Origin of the sequence: Pantoea sp. SJZ147 (assembly GCF_007828605.1) — a bacterium.
Lineage (GTDB): Bacteria > Pseudomonadota > Gammaproteobacteria > Enterobacterales > Enterobacteriaceae > Pantoea > Pantoea allii.
Window position 1 is genome coordinate 90,580 of record NZ_VIVB01000014.1, and the last position, 16,514, is coordinate 107,093.

The 16,514-nt window shown below is 51.1% G+C and carries 17 protein-coding genes, 1 other RNA gene and 1 pseudogene; 9 read left to right on the forward strand and 10 right to left on the reverse strand.

Translation table 11 applies throughout. The features are described from left to right. Positions 1-4 precede the first annotated feature (4 nt). The 4 genes and pseudogenes from FBY13_RS19285 to smpB all read right to left on the reverse strand — a co-directional run bounded on the left by FBY13_RS19285 (position 5) and on the right by smpB (position 2,977). Positions 5-1,252: a DUF3644 domain-containing protein gene (locus FBY13_RS19285; RefSeq protein ID WP_145394917.1), complete on the reverse strand. Its 1,248-nt coding sequence runs from the start codon at positions 1,250-1,252 to the stop codon at positions 5-7. 11 nt (positions 1,253-1,263) lie between these two features. After that, positions 1,264-1,922 (reverse strand): annotated as a pseudogene (locus FBY13_RS19290) (tyrosine-type recombinase/integrase); the annotation flags it as partial. Positions 1,923-2,088: 166 nt separating this feature from the next. Next, positions 2,089-2,451: a transfer-messenger RNA gene (gene ssrA, locus FBY13_RS19295) on the reverse strand. A gap of 43 nt (positions 2,452-2,494) precedes the next feature. Next, entirely contained in the window at positions 2,495-2,977 is a 483-nt protein-coding gene (smpB, locus tag FBY13_RS19300; RefSeq protein ID WP_063880613.1) for an SsrA-binding protein SmpB, read from the reverse strand. Between the two features lie 158 nt (positions 2,978-3,135). Here smpB and FBY13_RS19305 point away from each other — a divergent pair, with 158 nt between their 5' ends. After that, on the forward strand, positions 3,136-3,570 hold the full coding sequence (locus tag FBY13_RS19305; protein WP_063880612.1) for a type II toxin-antitoxin system RatA family toxin: 435 nt from the start codon (positions 3,136-3,138) through the stop codon (positions 3,568-3,570). Next, positions 3,563-3,856 carry an RnfH family protein gene (locus tag FBY13_RS19310; RefSeq protein WP_063880611.1) on the forward strand — a complete coding sequence of 98 codons (294 nt, stop codon included), beginning with the start codon at positions 3,563-3,565 and terminating at the stop codon, positions 3,854-3,856. Before FBY13_RS19305 ends, FBY13_RS19310 begins: the two co-directional genes overlap by 8 nt. 102 nt (positions 3,857-3,958) lie before the next feature. Here the strand turns inward: FBY13_RS19310 and bamE are convergent, their stop codons facing one another. The 3 genes from bamE to nadK all read right to left on the reverse strand — a co-directional run bounded on the left by bamE (position 3,959) and on the right by nadK (position 7,117). Beyond that, positions 3,959-4,306 (reverse strand): outer membrane protein assembly factor BamE, encoded by a 348-nt coding sequence (gene bamE / locus FBY13_RS19315; protein ID WP_063880610.1) that lies wholly within the window; start codon positions 4,304-4,306, stop codon positions 3,959-3,961. Between the two features lie 186 nt (positions 4,307-4,492). After that, complete coding sequence (gene recN / locus FBY13_RS19320) at positions 4,493-6,154, reverse strand: DNA repair protein RecN (RefSeq protein ID WP_145394918.1); 1,662 nt, start codon at positions 6,152-6,154, stop codon at positions 4,493-4,495. A gap of 84 nt (positions 6,155-6,238) precedes the next feature. After that, positions 6,239-7,117 carry an NAD(+) kinase gene (gene nadK / locus FBY13_RS19325; protein ID WP_063880608.1) on the reverse strand — a complete coding sequence of 293 codons (879 nt, stop codon included), beginning with the start codon at positions 7,115-7,117 and terminating at the stop codon, positions 6,239-6,241. Positions 7,118-7,239: 122 nt separating this feature from the next. On the opposite strand from nadK, the gene grpE reads away from it, so the two are divergent. After that, complete coding sequence (gene grpE, locus FBY13_RS19330; protein ID WP_063880607.1) at positions 7,240-7,821, forward strand: nucleotide exchange factor GrpE; 582 nt, start codon at positions 7,240-7,242, stop codon at positions 7,819-7,821. Positions 7,822-7,869: 48 nt separating this feature from the next. Here the strand turns inward: grpE and ung are convergent, their stop codons facing one another. After that, on the reverse strand, positions 7,870-8,559 hold the full coding sequence (gene ung, locus FBY13_RS19335) for a uracil-DNA glycosylase (RefSeq protein ID WP_145394919.1): 690 nt from the start codon (positions 8,557-8,559) through the stop codon (positions 7,870-7,872). 257 nt (positions 8,560-8,816) lie between these two features. Here ung and grcA point away from each other — a divergent pair, with 257 nt between their 5' ends. Further along, positions 8,817-9,200: an autonomous glycyl radical cofactor GrcA gene (gene grcA, locus FBY13_RS19340; protein ID WP_063880605.1), complete on the forward strand. Its 384-nt coding sequence runs from the start codon at positions 8,817-8,819 to the stop codon at positions 9,198-9,200. A 208-nt stretch (positions 9,201-9,408) separates the two neighbouring features. On the opposite strand, the gene srmB is transcribed toward grcA, so the two are convergent. Then, on the reverse strand, positions 9,409-10,737 hold the full coding sequence (gene srmB / locus FBY13_RS19345) for an ATP-dependent RNA helicase SrmB (RefSeq protein WP_063880604.1): 1,329 nt from the start codon (positions 10,735-10,737) through the stop codon (positions 9,409-9,411). A 167-nt stretch (positions 10,738-10,904) separates the two neighbouring features. On the opposite strand from srmB, the gene FBY13_RS19350 reads away from it, so the two are divergent. After that, complete coding sequence (locus tag FBY13_RS19350) at positions 10,905-11,657, forward strand: tRNA1(Val) (adenine(37)-N6)-methyltransferase (protein ID WP_063880603.1); 753 nt, start codon at positions 10,905-10,907, stop codon at positions 11,655-11,657. Here the strand turns inward: FBY13_RS19350 and nadB are convergent. Beyond that, on the reverse strand, positions 11,639-13,300 hold the full coding sequence (nadB, locus tag FBY13_RS19355) for an L-aspartate oxidase (RefSeq protein ID WP_145394920.1): 1,662 nt from the start codon (positions 13,298-13,300) through the stop codon (positions 11,639-11,641). The two genes, FBY13_RS19350 and nadB, sit on opposite strands and share 19 nt — an antisense overlap. Positions 13,301-13,671: 371 nt before the next feature. Here nadB and rpoE point away from each other — a divergent pair, with 371 nt between their 5' ends. From rpoE to rseC, 4 genes are read left to right on the forward strand one after another with little or no spacing between them, the layout of a single operon-like run. Then, positions 13,672-14,250 carry an RNA polymerase sigma factor RpoE gene (gene rpoE / locus FBY13_RS19360; RefSeq protein ID WP_006120509.1) on the forward strand — a complete coding sequence of 193 codons (579 nt, stop codon included), beginning with the start codon at positions 13,672-13,674 and terminating at the stop codon, positions 14,248-14,250. 26 nt (positions 14,251-14,276) lie between these two features. Continuing rightward, positions 14,277-14,930, forward strand: coding sequence for an anti-sigma-E factor RseA (gene rseA, locus FBY13_RS19365; protein WP_109717518.1), 654 nt, complete (start codon positions 14,277-14,279; stop codon positions 14,928-14,930). Then, on the forward strand, positions 14,930-15,886 hold the full coding sequence (rseB, locus tag FBY13_RS19370; RefSeq protein ID WP_109717519.1) for a sigma-E factor regulatory protein RseB: 957 nt from the start codon (positions 14,930-14,932) through the stop codon (positions 15,884-15,886). The genes rseA and rseB overlap by 1 nt, the downstream gene beginning before the upstream one ends. Continuing rightward, positions 15,883-16,347 carry a SoxR-reducing system protein RseC gene (rseC, locus tag FBY13_RS19375; protein WP_063880600.1) on the forward strand — a complete coding sequence of 155 codons (465 nt, stop codon included), beginning with the start codon at positions 15,883-15,885 and terminating at the stop codon, positions 16,345-16,347. Before rseB ends, rseC begins: the two co-directional genes overlap by 4 nt. Positions 16,348-16,514 lie beyond the last annotated feature (167 nt).

Genomic DNA, 16,514 nt, shown 5'->3' on the forward strand with positions numbered 1-16,514 from the left:
TCCTTTATGAAGAGCGAATATTTCGCAGTGTAACTGGGTTGCTCAGGTTTTCATTTAAAAAAGAAATCCAATCTTTAGTATAGAGATAATTATTGAACCCCAGAACAAAGCCCGAGTAATTACCTTTATATTCTAAGTTGATATCAACAGGTCTGGCTTCGAAAAACTTCCAACATTTAGTATGCAATGCCATGTTAAAGAATTTGTAAGTCTCTTTAACTTTATTAACAACATCGGAAGGTTTATGTATATATGGGCTTCTAACTTCTTTAATGAAAGTAATGCCCTGTTCATATTGTGATTTTTCTTCATCACTAAGTTTTCTGAAGTTGACAAACTCTATAGATAGATCTGATGATGAAGCATGGTTTCCGATTTTTGGAATTAAAAAAGCTTTTATGCGATACTCCTGACTTTCTAAAACCTCTGCGCTTAGTTCTTGGTGTTGAGCGTCCATGAACTCCCTGATTACAGTGTAATTTTGAGATTGAAACTGTTTCAATGCTTCAATTTTTGCTTCGGTGGATGCTCGATTAAGTTGCATTGAGACAGCGAGGTTAACTAACAATGCATGCTCGTCACCAAACTCTTTAGTCATTATATTCTCAAAGTTGGTAAGTGCGGCTTGACACTCTCCACTACACATTAAATCTATTACAGGAAGAAAGCGGTGTTCGATTTTGTTTCTAAGTTCTATGAGAAAATGCAGGTTTGACTTGATTGGGGAGCTAACTCCGTGCCAGTATTTTTCAGTGCATTCTTTTAGTTCCCAGGCTTTTTCCTCACCATCTAAAAATATTGTGTTGCCAGCACCATCTTTATAGAAATAATCTATTCCATTTTTTTCAAAAATAGCATGAAACAAAGAGGTGAATGCAATGTTTATATTGACTATGAACCCGTAGGTCTTGAATTTTATAGTTGGATTGTTATAAGTAGAGACTGCAAGTATTGCAAACTCTTTTGACTTACTTAAAAGGATGCCTTTTCTAGAGTAATTATTTGCCATTGGTGATATTTGGCTTAATGCGGTTCGAAAATCATTTTTACTCAAAAATAAAAGACCGTTAGTGATGTAGTCTTCACCCTCTCTTTGAAAATATGAGCTAAGTTTTTTAGAAATGTGAGTCGTGCATGTTTTTATTGACCAAGTACTGGCTGCAGAAAGCTCGTCTAGTTTGAATGTTACACCTTCTTTTTCTTTCTCTATCAAGAAGTCGTAAGCTTTATCTATTTTTTGGAATTTACTCATATGAAGTCCTTTTAAATTAACTTAAGGGAGTGAATGTATTTTCCCCACCAAATCATAAGCTCAATCCTTTGCTTCAAATAAGTTGTTCTGTTGTAGGCTTTTCTAACCTCATTTCTATCGCTATGCGCCAGTGCAGCTTCAATAATATCAGAGTTAAAATCGTTTTCATTCATAGCTGTACTCGCAATAGAGCGTAAGCCATGTGCCACTAGCTTTCCACCATATCCTATACGTTTTAACGCAGCGTTAGCTGTTTGGCTATCCATTGCTTGTTTTGGGTTATTTCTGCTAGGAAAAATATGCTCCCTATGGCCGTAAGTGACTTCATTCTTTCTAAAATATCTAGCGCCTGAGGCGATAAAGGAACAACATGTTCACGTTTAGCTTTCATCCTGCCAGCAGGTATAATCCAAAGTTTAGCATCGAAATCTATCCCTTCCCAACGAGTACCAGATGCCTCGGAGGGACGAACAAGAGTAAGAAGTTGCCATTCAATCAGGCAGCGAGTTGGGAGGGAAAGATTCGAGATCACCAGCGAATGCATAAGCTTAGTCAATTCCTCAGGCCGCAGCGTTGGCATGTTCTGCTTTTTAGGTTTTTCAAACGCAATTTCAATGCCCGAGGCAGGATTAGCATCAATCAGCCCTGTGTTTCCTGCCTGAATTGGTATACGTTATTGGCACACATTCTAAAGTATACCAATTCGTGTACCAATCATCTCTGGATTCAGGCGGATCGCCTCTGAAGGTTACAGACACAAAAAAACCCGCAAAGCTTTCACCTTGCGGGTTTTCAGGACTTCAGCGGACAATTCTGGTATCGCCGCGAAAGAATTTTGGTGGAGCTGGCGGGAGTTGAACCCGCGTCCGAAATTACTACACCGTCGGCACTACATGCTTAGTACAGTCTTTACATTCGCCGGTCAGCTGCGGACAGACACGCCACTGACAGACTAGCCTGATTCAGTTTAACGCTTCAACCCCAGGCAAGGCATCCGCGCGATCTCTTTTGGGTTTGACCTCTCTTGATCCCCGTCCTAAGAGCGGAGGCTAGGGAGAGAGGGCTCTAAGCAGGTTATTAAGCTGCTAGTGCGTAGTTTTCGTCGTTTGCGACTATTTTTTTGCGGCTTTTTACGAGGCCAACCGCCCCTCGGCATGCTCCTAAGGCTTCACAATCCCGTCGAATCCAGAATCAGCCCCAGAACTTCAAATACTAGCAAAAAAGCGTATCGAATTCCAGTGTTTAACGATTGGCATTCTTCATAATGCGTGCTTTATCCATTTGCCATTCGCGATCTTTGATGTCGTTGCGCTTGTCGTGCTCTTTCTTACCGCGTGCAACGCCAATCTTTAACTTACACCAGGCGTTTTTCCAGTAGAGCGACAGCGCAACGACGGTATAGCCTTCGCGGTTGACACGACCGTAGAGTGAGTCCAGCTCACGCTGCTTTAACAGCAGTTTACGGCTGCGGGTGGGATCGCAGACCACGTGCGATGAGGCCACCGCCAGCGGCTGAAAAGTGGAACCGAACAGATAAGCTTCACCGTCGCGCAGCAGAATATAGCTGTCGCTGATGTTAGCTTTACCTGCACGGAGTGATTTAACTTCCCATCCCTGTAGCGACAGGCCAGCTTCGAATTCTTCTTCAATGAAGTATTCATGGCGAGCGCGCTTGTTCATGGCAATGGTGGCAGAACCGGATTTGTGTGTTTTTTTCTTTGTCATAATGCCGCGTATTTTACATCACTTGGTCGGTTATCGCATCCCCAGTCCAGCGGGGCAGCAGGAAACAGGCTATTCTAGCACACCATGACAATGAGGAATTTTTGTTTAATCGCTGAAAATGCTATTATTTAGCGGTTTTGTGACGAACAGGAACCATTATGGCTCAGATTAGTCGTTCGGCGCTGGTCCCCTTTAGCGCCGGACAAATGTACCAACTTGTAAATGATGTGGATGCTTACCCGCAATTCCTGCCGGGCTGCACCGGAAGCCGCGTACTGGATGCCTCAGAAAACCAAATGACGGCTTCAGTCGACGTGTCGAAAGCGGGCATCAGCAAAACATTTACCACCCGAAATACGCTGACTGACAACCAGAGCATTCATATGCAACTGGTCGATGGGCCGTTCCGTAAACTCACCGGTGGCTGGCGCTTTATCGATCTTGGGGAGGATGCCTGCAAGGTTGAGCTAAGCCTGGAGTTTGAATTCACCAACATGCTGGTTGAGATGGCATTTGGTCGAATCTTTAAAGAACTGGCTAATAGCATGGTGCAGGCATTCACCCAGCGCGCCAAAGAGGTTTACAGTGCCTGATATCTCTGTCGAGGTGGTGTACGCCCTGCCCGAAAAACAGTATCAGCACTATGTAAAACTGGAAGAGGGCAGCACGGTTGAGCAGGCTATCCGCAAATCAGGCTTACTGGAACTGCGGCCTGAAATCGATTTGGCCAGCAACAAGGTGGGGATTTACAGCCATCCGGTAAAACTGAGCGACAGCGTGCAGGAAGGCGATCGGGTAGAGATCTATCGTCCGCTTATCGCCGATCCTAAAGAGCTTCGTCGTCAACGTGCGGAGCGCGCGGCGAGCAGTAAAAAATAACCTGTTGGTTCAAACTCCAGTCATTAAAAAAGGCGCTTATCAGCGCCTTTTTACATTCTGTGATACAAGGTCGTTTGTCGGTAACGACCTTTGCCTCTTCGATTAGTTATCCTGCGAAGACAGCGCTGGCTTGTTGTCGATGTTGGTCAGTACGCCGCTGCGGTCAAAGGTCAGCGTCAGCGTTTGCTGTTTCACTTTCTCGTGACCTGGCTCCTGACGGAACACGTAGTACCAGACATTGCTGCCAAAGGGATCTTTCATCATTGGCGTACCCAGCGTATAGGCCACCTGTTGCTGTGTCATACCGTTATGAAGCTTGGCAACATCATTGGCAACCAGATAGTTACCCTGATTGATATCGGGGCGATAAACAACGCGCTCTAAAGTGGAACATCCGGCGGTCATCATTAACATTACTACTGCCGCGGCAGTCAGCGTTTTACAGCGCATCTATACATTCCTTTTCCGGGGCGAAACGCCTTTTACAGGCTGTTCTTCTGCCATCAAATTCTGAACTCTGCCTGCGGCAGGCTTTATTATTCAGGCGACATTAGCTGTCGATGATAATAAACCTTTTCGCTATTGGAAACCTCTACAGAGCATGCATATGACCACGCTGTGGTAAAAAAGTGCATATCAGGCCGCTAAAAGTTCTTTCGCGTTAGCCAGTGTGTTGCGGGTGACCTCGCTGCCGCCCAGTAAGCGCGCCAGTTCCTGCAGGCGTGCGCGCTTATCCAGAGGCTGCATGTGCGTTTCCGTCATTTCGCCATCGGTTTCCTTGCTGACATAGAAATGCTGATGCCCACAACCCGCCACCTGCGGCAGATGGGTTACACACATGACCTGGGTGGATTCCCCAAGCTGGCGCAACATTTTACCCACTACCGCCGCCGTCGGACCGCTAATCCCCACATCAACTTCGTCGAAAATCATCGCCGGCGTTTCCATTTTCTTAGCGGTGATAACCTGAATCGCCAGCGCGATACGCGACAGTTCACCCCCAGAGGCGACTTTACCCAGCGGCTGTAATGGCTGTCCGGGGTTGGTGGTCACCTGAAAATCAATGCGGCTGGCACCGTCGGCGGTCAGTTGCTCAGGGTTGAAAATCAGCTCAATGGCAAAGCGACCGTGCGGCATAGAGAGCAAATGCATGCTTTGGGTAATCAACTGCTGTAACTCGGTTGCATAACGGCTGCGCTGAGCGTGCAGTTGCTCTGCACACTGGAGGGCTGCGTTGTAGTGCTCGGTTACCAACGTCTGCAGGCTTTCCTGATCGCTTTCCTGCTGTGACAGCAGTTCCGCTTCATCCAGCAGTTGCTGGTGCACGGCGGGCAGGCCTTCTGGCGCCACATGATGCTTGCGGGCCAGGGTGATTTGTCGGGAGATACGCTGTTCCAGCTCATAGAGGCGGTTCGGGTCCAGATCCAGACTGTCGCAGTAGTGGCGCAGTTCGTCACTGGCTTCGCTCAACTGAATCGCCGCTTCTTCCAGCAGGTTATAAACGCCGCTCACCTTGTCATCCAGCGCGCTGAGTTCAGACAGCATCTGACGCGCGCTGTACAGCATGCTGTTCAGGTTGGTGTCATCGCTGTCGGCTAACAGCTGAAGCGCCTGCTGACTGGTCGACAACAGCTGGCCGCTGTTGGCCAGACGTTTGTACTCTTCGTCAATCTGCTCAAACTCGCCTGCCACCGGGGCAAAATCGTTCAGCTCTTTGAGCTGATACTGTAACAGCTCACGGCGGGATTCACGCTCCTGCGCCTGCTGCTGATGCTGCGCCAGCGTACGGCAGCTCTGGTGCCACGTCTGGTAGGACGCACGCATTGCAACAAGCAAGTCGTCATGACCGGCGTAGGCATCCAGCAGGTGCTTCTGATGATCGGACTTGAGCAGCAACTGATGGGCATGCTGTCCGTGAATCTGAATCAGTAACTGGCCCAGGTCGCGTAACTGAGAGAGGGGAACGGCTGTGCCATTGATAAAGCCGCGTGAACGACCATCGGCGCTAATAACACGGCGCAGCAGGCACTCGCTACCGTCATCCAGATGATTGTCAGTCAGCCAGCGCTGTGCCGACGGCGAGGCTTTGATTTGAAAACGCGCACACAAGTCCGCGCGACTGGCGCCCTGACGCACCATATCCGCATCGGCACGGCCGCCAAGGCACAACCCAAGCGCATCGATAGCAATAGATTTACCTGCACCGGTTTCACCGGTGATGGCGGTCATACCGCGTTGAAAATCAATGTCGAGCTCACGAACGATAGCGAAATTGCTGATGGTCAGTTGTGCCAGCATAGCGTCACCTGTATGAATAAACACATATGGTTTTTCATACAGTATAAACTGGTTTTTTATACAGTAAAGAGGGCGCGGTCATTTTCAGAACAATTTTTTTGACCAGCCCAGTTTCGAACTCAGCGTATTGAAATAACTGTAATTTTTAGGATGGATAAGATTGAGATGATTTTCGCTGCGGCGAATCAGCACATCTTCCCCTTCCTGGATAGGCAGCGCAATCTGGCTGTCACAGCTGATCTCAAGGTCGTTACGACGTGCCGAAAAACGGAGCCGAATCGTACTGCTGCTGTTGATCACCAGCGGGCGCGCGGACAAGGTGTGCGGGAACATGGGCACAATGGTAATGGCGTCCAGAGAGGGCGTTAAAATCGGGCCGCCGGCGGAAAGCGAATAGGCGGTCGATCCGGTGGGCGTAGAAATAATCAGGCCGTCCGAACGCTGCGAGAAGGCAAAAACTTCGTCGATATAAACTTCAAACTCAATCATGTGGGCGACTTTGCCCGGATGCAGCACTACTTCATTGATAGCGCTGCCGATACGCGGCGAGCAATCCGACTTGCACACCTGCGCTTCCAGCAGGAAGCGGCTTTCAACAAAATAGTTGCCGTTCAGCACTTCATCGAGCTGGTGATGCGCGTTATCGGGGTCAAGATCGGTTAAAAACCCCAAATTGCCGCGGTTAATGCCAATCACTTTAATGTCATAACGCGCCAGCACTCTGGCCGCGCCTAACATATTACCGTCACCTCCCACCACAACGGCCAGATCGGCTTTTTGACCGATTTCAGCCAGCGTACCGGTCTGGACATCGCCAAGCGACAGTTCCTGCGCAATCTGCTGTTCAACAATAACGGGATAGCCTTTGGCGGTCAGCCAGCGACACAGCATTTCATGCGTCGTGAGTGCGGTAGGATGGCGTGGATGGCCCACAATACCAATACAGTTAAAGTGTTTGTTCATCGAGTGGGTGTTCCTCATAAGCCAAATCGGCACGATGATGTGACGTGTTCCCTTGAAACCGTCAAACCAATCCCCATAATAAGCCAACCAGCGAAGTGAATGTGCAAAACGCGGAGAAATTCATGAGTAGTAAAGAACAGAACACCCCAAACGAGCAAGTCTCAGACGAAATTCAACAGGATCAACATCAACCTCAGGACGCGGAGACAGCAGTAGAGGTGGATCCGCGTGATGAGCGCATCGCTCAGCTTGAAGCTGAGTTAGCCCAGTTGCAGACGGGCGTACGTGATGCTCAACTGCGTGCGCAGGCCGAAATTGAAAACGTTCGCCGCCGCACCGAAATGGATATTGAAAAAGCGCACAAGTTTGCGCTGGAGAAGTTTGCCAATGAGCTGCTTCCGGTGATTGATAGCCTGGAACGTGCGCTGGAACTGGCAAACAAAGAAGACGAGAAGTCTGCCTCTATGGTTGAAGGCATTGAGCTGACGCTGAAATCCCTGCTGGGCGCGGTGCGTAAATTCGGTGTTGAAGTGGTCGGTGAAACCGGTGTGCCGTTTAACCCGGAAGTGCACCAGGCGATGTCGATGATGGAATCTGAGGATTTCGAGCCGAACCACGTGATGATGGTGATGCAACCTGGTTATACGCTGAATGGCCGCCTGCTGCGTCCGGCCATGGTTGCCGTGGCGAAAGCGAAAGCCTGATTATTGCTTTATCCTGCAACGGCCGCGCACTGACGCGGCCGTTTGTGTTTATGGCGTTTGCTCAGGTAAGACCGGCGTCCAGTTAATTGGCGTTTTACCGGCATCGCGTAACAACGCATTGGTTTTGGAAAAATGCTGGCAGCCAAAGAAGCCACGATGTGCAGAAAGCGGGGAAGGGTGCGGTGCCTGCAGAACGTGATGGCGCTGGCGATCGATAATGCTGCCTTTCTTCTGCGCGTGTGAGCCCCAAAGTAGAAATATCACGCCTTCACGCTGCTCATTGATAGCCTTGATCACCGTATCGGTAAAGGTTTCCCATCCCAGTCGGGCATGAGAATGCGCTTTACCGGCTTCAACGGTCAGTACGGTGTTCAGTAACATCACGCCCTGTTCCGCCCAACTTGCCAGATAACCATGATTGGGTTTCTCAAAGCCCGGAATATCCTGCTGCAACTCTTTGTACATGTTTTGCAATGACGGCGGCGTCTGCACGCCCGGCAGTACAGAGAAAGCCAGCCCGTGGGCCTGGTGCGGGCCGTGATAAGGGTCCTGTCCCAGAATCACCACGTTCACATCGCCTAATTCGGTTAAGCGAAACGCGTTAAACACATCTTTCTGCGGCGGATAAACCGTTACGCCTGCAGCCCGCTGGTTAGCGACATGCTTCAGGGTTTCGATAAAGTAGGGTTTTTCTTTCTCTTCAGCCAGCACGTCATGCCAGGTCAGCTTTTCAGCCATGATCAACTCCCTTGTATTTCGAACCTTAAGCTTAGCGGTTCACTCTGCAGACATGAAGCCCAAAATTTTTTTAAAAATTAAACGAAATTTTCTTAGGGCGCGTTTTTAAAATCAAAAGCTTACCAGCGTGAGGATAAAACGCCCGATTGTAATTGATACAGGTCAAAGTCATGGCCGCTATCGGGTGATATACCAACAGCTCAAATTGACTGATTCACGGTGTTGGCAACCGTCAGCACGTTGTTGGAGGGATTGAAATGATCACAGGTATTCAGATTACCCAATCGAGTAATCCGGCTTTAATTAACTCGTTTTGGCTGCTGGACGAGGAAAAAGCGCAGGCGCGCTGTCTCTGTGCCGTCGCAGGCTATCAGGAGGATCAGATTGTGACGATTGGGGAACTCGGCGACGTCGCTTACCGTGAAGTGCCTGTCGAGGTGAAACCTCAGGTGCGCGTCGAGGGTGGACAGCATTTAAACGTCAACGTATTGCGCCGGGAAACGCTGGAAGATGCCGTGAAACATCCCGAGAAGTACCCACAGCTGACTATCCGCGTGTCGGGCTATGCCGTACGTTTTAACTCACTTACCGCTGAACAGCAGCGCGACGTGATTACCCGCACCTTTACAGAAAGTTTGTAACGGCTCTGGTGTCGAAATAAAACGCAACGCCTTATCCGGGAATTTATTTCTATTAACAAGGAGATAACTTTTCGGGCAGGCGCGTCACGCCTGACTGTGAGGCCGGAGTAACCTGTTGGGCGTTAAAATGGCACTAAAGCGGTATTTACTGGCCTTATAAAATAAAAATCGCCTCATAAAGAGGCGATTTTTTTGAGCGGGTGTTGAATTATTCCGCACTCTCGCTGCCCGGCGTGCTGCCGCTTGGCTTGCGGCGCTTACCGACATTTTTGAGATCGCGATGACGTTTTTTAACCCGTGGTTTCTCTTCGTCTTTCGCTTTTTTCTCTGCACGCTTCACAAGCACCTTTTTCGACGGTTTTCCCGTGGATTTCGGTGATGGCGCACGGGTCACAGGACGCAGCTCATCAATGACGCGCGCCTTAAGTGGCTCATCCACATAACGGCTGACTTTACCCAACAGCAGATAATCGTGCGCTTCGACCAGCGAAATCGCAATGCCTTTACGACCGGCACGACCGGTGCGTCCAATGCGGTGCAGATAGGTGTCCGCCGTACGTGGCATATCGAAGTTAATCACGTGGCTCACGTCGTCAACGTCGATACCGCGCGCAGCGATGTCCGTTGCTACCAGAATATTTACGCGTCCCTCAATCAGACGCTTAATCGCCTCATTGCGTTTCGCCTGCACCATCTCACCTTCAAGGTAACTGGTGCGAATGCCGGCATCGTGAAGCCAGCCTACCAGTTCATGCAGACGTTCACGCTTACGCACAAACACAATGGTGCGGGTGACTTCAGGCTGTTTTAACAGGTGAACCAGCAGTTTGGTTTTGTGCTCCAGATCATCGGCCCGGTAATACCACTGCTGAATCTTTTTACGCTCGCGACGGCTGGGATCGGCTTCCAGTTCGACCGGATCATTGAGCAGGCGCTCGGCAAAATCTTTGATGTGTTCGCCTTCCAGCGTGGCTGAAAACAGCAACGTCTGTTTGCGCCAGCGCGTTTCACCCGCGATGGTTTCAATATCCTGGGCAAAGCCCATATCCAGCATGCGGTCAGCTTCATCCAGAATCAGGGTTTCAACGGCGCGGCAATCAAAGTTTTCTTCTTTAATGTACTGCAGCAGACGTCCGGTGGTCGCTACCACCACGTCCTGATTCTCGCTAAACACTTCGGCGTGGTTCATATAGGCTACGCCGCCCGTGATCGTCGCAATATCCAGATGCGTATGCTTAGCCAGTTCACGCGCCTGGTCGGCAACCTGCATCGCCAGTTCGCGGGTTGGCGTTAAAATTAAAATGCGTGGCGGACCAGACTTTTTGCGTGGAAAATCGAGCAGGTGCTGCAACGCCGGTAATAAATACGCAGCGGTTTTCCCGGTCCCGGTAGGTGCCGAACCCAGAACGTCGCGGCCCTCCAGCGCGGGGGGAATGGCAGCAGCCTGAATTGCTGTAGGGCGCGTATAGCCTTTCTCCTGCAGCGCTTCAAGCAGGCTTTCGTCGAGTTCAAGTTCGGAAAATGTGGTTACGGTCATGTTCTACCTCAGTTTGGGGCGCTGATTATAGACAGATCGGACGTAATCTTCATCTGTTTATCGGTATTGACTGCGCCAGATTACGTCAACGACGTGAATTCCCCAACCCACCACGTTACACTGACCCCTTGCCGTACGGCAGGTAAAAAGGTGAATGGTCGCTGAGTATGATGCAGGACAAGCCGCAGACGCGGCCACAATTAAAAAAGAATGGTTTTACCTTCAAGCAGTTTTTTGTTGCCCACGACCGCTGTGCGATGAAGGTCGGTACAGATGGTATTTTGCTGGGCGCATGGGCGCCGGTGGCCGGGGTTAAGCGGATTCTTGATATCGGTGCTGGTTCGGGGCTGATTGCTCTGATGCTGGCCCAGCGTACTCCGTCAGCGGTTGACATTGATGCGGTAGAGTTAGATCCCGATGCCGCACAGCAGGCGCGCGAAAATATCCAGCACTCTCCATGGGCAACGCGGATTCATGTCCATCAGCAGGACATCGCCCAGTGGGCTGAAAACTGCGAAGCACGCTACTCGCTTATCGTCAGTAATCCTCCTTATTTTGAGCCCGGTGTGGCCTGCGCGACGTCCGCAAGAGACAGCGCGCGCGCCACCGGTTCGTTAGATCACCAAACATTATTACGTTGTGCGGCCTCGCTGATTGAAGAAGAGGGGTTTTTCTGCGTGATCTTACCCGAAGCGACAGGGCAGCAGGTTATCGCCCAGGCGCAGGCTGACGGCTGGCATTTACGCTTTCGCTTTGACGTTGCGGAATACGCGCATCGCCCACCTCATCGGGTGCTGCTGGGGTTTTCCCCCAGCGCGGGCGAAACCCTGTTTGAACGGCTGGCTATTCGCGACGCGGACAGACAATACTCTGAAGCCTGGCAAAGCCTGACGCGCGACTTCTATTTATTTATGTCATGACCGGGTTGCAGCACGGTAGGTTGTGCCTCGGGTAACAAATCAGGATAGTCGCGGATAAAATGCAACCCGCGACTCTCTTTCCTCTGCAGCGCACAGCGCACCATCAGTTCTGCCACCTGCACCAGGTTACGCAGCTCCAGCAGGTTATTAGACAGGCGGAAGTGACGGTAATACTCGTCAATTTCCTGTTGCAACAGCGTGATGCGGCGCAATGCCCGCTCCAGCCGCTTGGTGGTGCGGACAATCCCCACGTAGTCCCACATAAACAGCCGCAGTTCATGCCAGTTATGCTGAATCACCACCCGTTCATCGGCATCGTCCACCTGGCTGTCGTCCCAGGCCGGTAAGCTGTCTACAGCGTCAACCTCGGGTAAAATACGCAGCAGATCTTCCGCCGCCGACCAGCCATAAACAAGGCATTCGAGCAGTGAATTTGACGCCATGCGATTGGCACCGTGTAGGCCGGTATAGCTGACTTCACCTATCGCGTACAAGCCGTTGATATCGGTGCGGCCTTGCTCGTTCACCATCACGCCGCCGCAGGTGTAATGGGCAGCGGGCACCACCGGGATCTTATCCGTCGTCAGGTCAAAGCCAAAGGTGAGCAGTTTTTCGTAAATCATGGGGAAGTGCGAACGCACAAACGCTTCAGGCTGATGACTGATGTCCAGATACATACAGTCCACGCCCAGGCGTTTCATTTCATGATCGATGGCGCGGGCGACAATATCGCGCGGTGCCAGCTCAGCGCGTGCATCAAAGTCGGGCATAAAACGCGAACCATCAGGCCGCACCAGCCACGCACCTTCGCCGCGCAGCGCTTCGGTGAGCAGAAAGTTTTGTGCCTGGGGATGAAACAGGCAAGTGGGGTGAAACTGATTAAACTCCAGGTTAGCCACACGGCAACCTGCCCGCCATGCCATCGCAATGCCATCGCCCGATGCGACATCCGGATTCGTGGTGTACTGATACACTTTGGCTGCACCGCCTGTGGCCAGTACGACGGCACGTGCGCGGCAGGTTTCAACCCGTTCGCGGTTACGGTTCCAGATCCAGGCACCGGTAACACGACGCGGGCCCGGCAGGCCGAGCTTATCTGAAAGAATAAGATCCACCGCGTTGGTGCGTTCAAGAATGCGGATATTCGGATGATGTAACGCCTGACCTACCAGCGTGGTTTCTACCTCGCGGCCCGTCGCGTCCGCGCTGTGCAGAATACGGCGATGACTGTGGCCGCCTTCTCGCGTCAGGTGATAGCGCATCTCTCCCGCAGCCTGTGGATCGGTATCAAAGGCCACCCCGTTATCAATCAACCACTGTACGCAGTGACGCGCATTGCTGGCGACGAACGAGACGGCAGCGCGATCGCATAAACCCGCCCCCGCGACCAGCGTGTCTTCAACATGCGAATCAATGCTGTCGGTTTCATCAAAGACCGCCGCAATGCCGCCCTGCGCATACAGCGTCGAGCCTTCATTCACCTGCGCTTTGCTTAATACGGTGACCTGATAATGCTCTGCCAGACGCAATGCCAGCGACAATCCTGCCGCACCGCTGCCCACAATGAGTACATCGCACTGATAATCTGAGGGAGAGAAAGTTGTCATGGTGTTTAATTTACTAAACAAGAATGGACCGAGCATAAGCGTTTGGTCGTTTTTTGTGAAGTATTTTGAACACAAATGGCGCAGGATTCGCGCCTTTAAATTAATTTATCAGATATATCAAAAGGTTAATGTATAACGGCTTTAAGCCGGGTTTTTTATACCAAACTTAATCGATTACAAGGATTTAAAGATGAAAAAGCTGTTGTCATAGGTTACTCTGCCTGCGATTTGCGCGCTTTACACTGAACGAAAACCAACAAACTGTGTAATTCTGCCGTAAAGTGGCTAAAAAGAGGCTGAGAGTGAACTTTTCGCCACGCAAAGACTCAAAGCGCATGCTTGCTCAATAGCGGTGTGCTGGCAGTTCCTTAACGCATAAGAAAGTATTTGGGGAGACATTACCTCGGATGAGCGAGCAGTTAGCGGACCAGGTTCTTGTTGAACGGGTTCAGAAGGGGGATCAGAAGGCTTTCAACTTACTGGTAATTCGTTACCAGCATAAAGTGGCGAGCCTGGTCTCACGATATGTCCCTTCAGGCGATGTGCCTGATGTCGTTCAGGAATCATTCATTAAGGCTTATCGCGCACTGGATTCGTTCCGTGGCGATAGCGCGTTTTACACATGGCTGTATCGGATAGCAGTGAATACAGCAAAAAATTATTTGGTCGCTCAGGGACGGCGTCCGCCTTCCAGTGACGTTGATGCAATTGATGCTGAAAACTTCGAAAGTGCGGGCGCATTGAAAGAAATTTCGAACCCTGAGAACTTAATGTTGTCAGATGAACTGAAACAAATCGTCTTTCGTACCATCGAGGCGCTTCCTGAGGACTTGCGAATGGCAATTACCCTCAGGGAACTTGACGGTCTGAGCTATGAAGAGATCGCCGTCATTATGGATTGCCCGGTGGGCACGGTGAGGTCGCGTATCTTCCGTGCACGTGAGGCCATTGATAATAAAGTTCAACCGCTTATCCAACGTCAGTGATAACGGCTACTGGAAGGGTATTAGGCATGCAGAAAGAAAAACTTTCCGCTTTAATGGATGGTGAGGCTTTAGATAACGAGCTGTTTTCAGCGCTGTCTAAAGATGCAGATCTACAAAAAAGCTGGGAACGCTACCATCTCATCCGCGATACCATGCGCGGTGATGTTGGTGAGCACCTGCATTTTGATATTGCTGCACGCGTCGCTGCTGCTATTGAAAAAGAGCCACAGCGCAACGTTACAACCTTGATCCCCGAAGCACAGCCCGAACCTTCTCGCTGGGAAAAAATGCCGTTCTGGCATAAAGTTCGCCCGTGGGCGGCACAGATTACCCAGGTTGGCGTCGCCGCCTGTGTTTCCCTGGCTGTTATCGTTGGCGTCCAGCATTACAACCAACCGGCCGGCGGCGGCGTCGAAAGTTCCGACTCGCCGGTGTTTAATACCTTACCTGTTATGGGTAAAGCCTCACCTGTGAGCCTGGGCGTGCCGTCTGATGCCTTTGGCGGCGGTAATGTCACGCAACAGGTGCAGGACCAGCGTCGCCGCGTCAATGCCATGCTGCAGGACTATGAACTCCAGCGTCGCCTCCATGCGGACCAGCTGCAGTTTGAAACCAATGCGCCTAAACAAGCGCAGGCCAATGTCCCTGGTAATCAGTCATTAGGAATGCAGCAGCAGTAATGAAGCCGCTATGGTATGCCGTCAGCCTTCTGGCAGGCAGCCTGTTGTGGTCATCTGCCGCCCCAGCGCAGGTTTCTGCGTCTGGGGCGTTATTGCAGCAGATGGAGCAGGCAAGCCAGACCCTCAACTACGAATTCGCCTATATCAATGTGTCCCGCCTTGGCATGGAATCGCTGCGCTATCGTCATGCGGTTATTGACGATCGCGTGTATGCGCAGGTGCTGCAGATGGACGGCCCGCGTCGTGAAGTGATTCAGCGCGGCAACGATATCAGCTATTTTGAACCCGGCATTGAGCCTTTCTCTCTGCCGGGCAATCACATTGTGGACGCGCTACCGTCCATTATTTATGCCGATTTCGCCAAGCTGGATGTCGCCTATGACTTTATTACCGTAGGCCGCTCGCGCATTGCCGACCAGATGTGCGACGTGGTGCGCATCGTTTCACGCGATGGCACGCGCTACAGCTACGTTGTATGGCTGGACGTGGATACCAAGCTTCCTCTTCGCGTCGATTTGCTCGACCGCGATGGCGAAACGATGGAGCAATTCCGTGTTATCAGCTTTGCGGTCGATGATGGCGTACGTAATCTGATGCAGGGGCTGGAGAAAGCTAATCTGCCGCCGTCGTTGTCATTAACTAAAGCCGATAACGTCTCGTTAGACTGGCAGCCCGACTGGCTTCCCGCTGGAATGACGCTGGTGTCTCAAAGCCGTCGAATGATTCCCACATTAAATAAATCGCTAGAGTCACGGCTTTACAGCGATGGGTTGTTTAGCTTTGCCGTCAATGTGACGCCAGCAGATAAAAACAGCACCGCACAGACATTGCGCACGGGACGTCGTACGGTGCAGACCGTAATACGCGATAATAACGAGATTACGGTCGTCGGCGAGCTACCGCCCGTGACGGCAAAACGTATCGCAGACAGCGTCGAGCTCGGGGCAAAAAAATGATGAGAGAATGGGCCACCGTTGTGGCATGGCAGGATGGCATCGCCACGCTGCACACAGAAGCAAAAACGTCCTGCAACAGCTGCCAGGCTCGTAAAGGCTGTGGCAGCCATATGCTAAATAAGCTGGGTCCTAAGAATGCGCACGTGATGCAGATAGCCAGCAGCAAGCCGCTGGAGCCAGGTCAGCGCGTTGAACTGGGCATCAAAGAGAGCAGCCTGCTGGGTTCTGCGCTGCTGGTTTATATGACGCCACTGTTCGGCCTGTTCCTGTTTGCCGGCCTGTTTCAGGCGCTGTTTGGCAGCGACCTGGCGGCAGCCAGCGGTGCGCTGTTAGGCGGTGTGGGCGGGTTTATCGTTGCTAAAGGCATTTCCATGAAATTTGGCGATCGTGAAGCCTTCCAGCCCGTTATTTTGAACATCGCTTTGCCGCCTGATGCGCTGCGCGTTGAAAGCGAAGCCTGATCCTCACTCAAGCCGCACTTGCTGCGGCTTTTGCCATTATGACTCCTCGCAAAAAACTGTTTCGTTTCCACAACGTTCCATTCTTTTATGCGCGGCCTTAACAGTGTAATATGCGTCGTCATTAATGAGGCTGACAGGATTGTGGGTTAAGAGCGATCTTCCTGAAT

Excerpts from the sequence above, each read along its gene's own strand:
- FBY13_RS19350 (WP_063880603.1), top strand. The coding sequence starts at position 10,905 with ATGATGCAGGACAAGCCGCAGACGCGGCCACAATTAAAAAAGAATGGT.
- bamE (WP_063880610.1), bottom strand. The coding sequence starts at position 4,306 with ATGCGCTGTAAAACGCTGACTGCCGCGGCAGTAGTAATGTTAATGATG.
- grpE (WP_063880607.1), top strand. The coding sequence starts at position 7,240 with ATGAGTAGTAAAGAACAGAACACCCCAAACGAGCAAGTCTCAGACGAA.
- rseC (WP_063880600.1), top strand. The coding sequence starts at position 15,883 with ATGATGAGAGAATGGGCCACCGTTGTGGCATGGCAGGATGGCATCGCC.
- recN (WP_145394918.1), bottom strand. The coding sequence starts at position 6,154 with ATGCTGGCACAACTGACCATCAGCAATTTCGCTATCGTTCGTGAGCTC.
- rseA (WP_109717518.1), top strand. The coding sequence starts at position 14,277 with ATGCAGAAAGAAAAACTTTCCGCTTTAATGGATGGTGAGGCTTTAGAT.
- grcA (WP_063880605.1), top strand. The coding sequence starts at position 8,817 with ATGATCACAGGTATTCAGATTACCCAATCGAGTAATCCGGCTTTAATT.
- nadK (WP_063880608.1), bottom strand. The coding sequence starts at position 7,117 with ATGAACAAACACTTTAACTGTATTGGTATTGTGGGCCATCCACGCCAT.
- nadB (WP_145394920.1), bottom strand. The coding sequence starts at position 13,300 with ATGCTCGGTCCATTCTTGTTTAGTAAATTAAACACCATGACAACTTTC.
- srmB (WP_063880604.1), bottom strand. The coding sequence starts at position 10,737 with ATGACCGTAACCACATTTTCCGAACTTGAACTCGACGAAAGCCTGCTT.
- rseB (WP_109717519.1), top strand. The coding sequence starts at position 14,930 with ATGAAGCCGCTATGGTATGCCGTCAGCCTTCTGGCAGGCAGCCTGTTG.
- rpoE (WP_006120509.1), top strand. The coding sequence starts at position 13,672 with ATGAGCGAGCAGTTAGCGGACCAGGTTCTTGTTGAACGGGTTCAGAAG.
- smpB (WP_063880613.1), bottom strand. The coding sequence starts at position 2,977 with ATGACAAAGAAAAAAACACACAAATCCGGTTCTGCCACCATTGCCATG.
- ung (WP_145394919.1), bottom strand. The coding sequence starts at position 8,559 with ATGGCTGAAAAGCTGACCTGGCATGACGTGCTGGCTGAAGAGAAAGAA.
- FBY13_RS19285 (WP_145394917.1), bottom strand. The coding sequence starts at position 1,252 with ATGAGTAAATTCCAAAAAATAGATAAAGCTTACGACTTCTTGATAGAG.
- FBY13_RS19305 (WP_063880612.1), top strand. The coding sequence starts at position 3,136 with ATGGCTCAGATTAGTCGTTCGGCGCTGGTCCCCTTTAGCGCCGGACAA.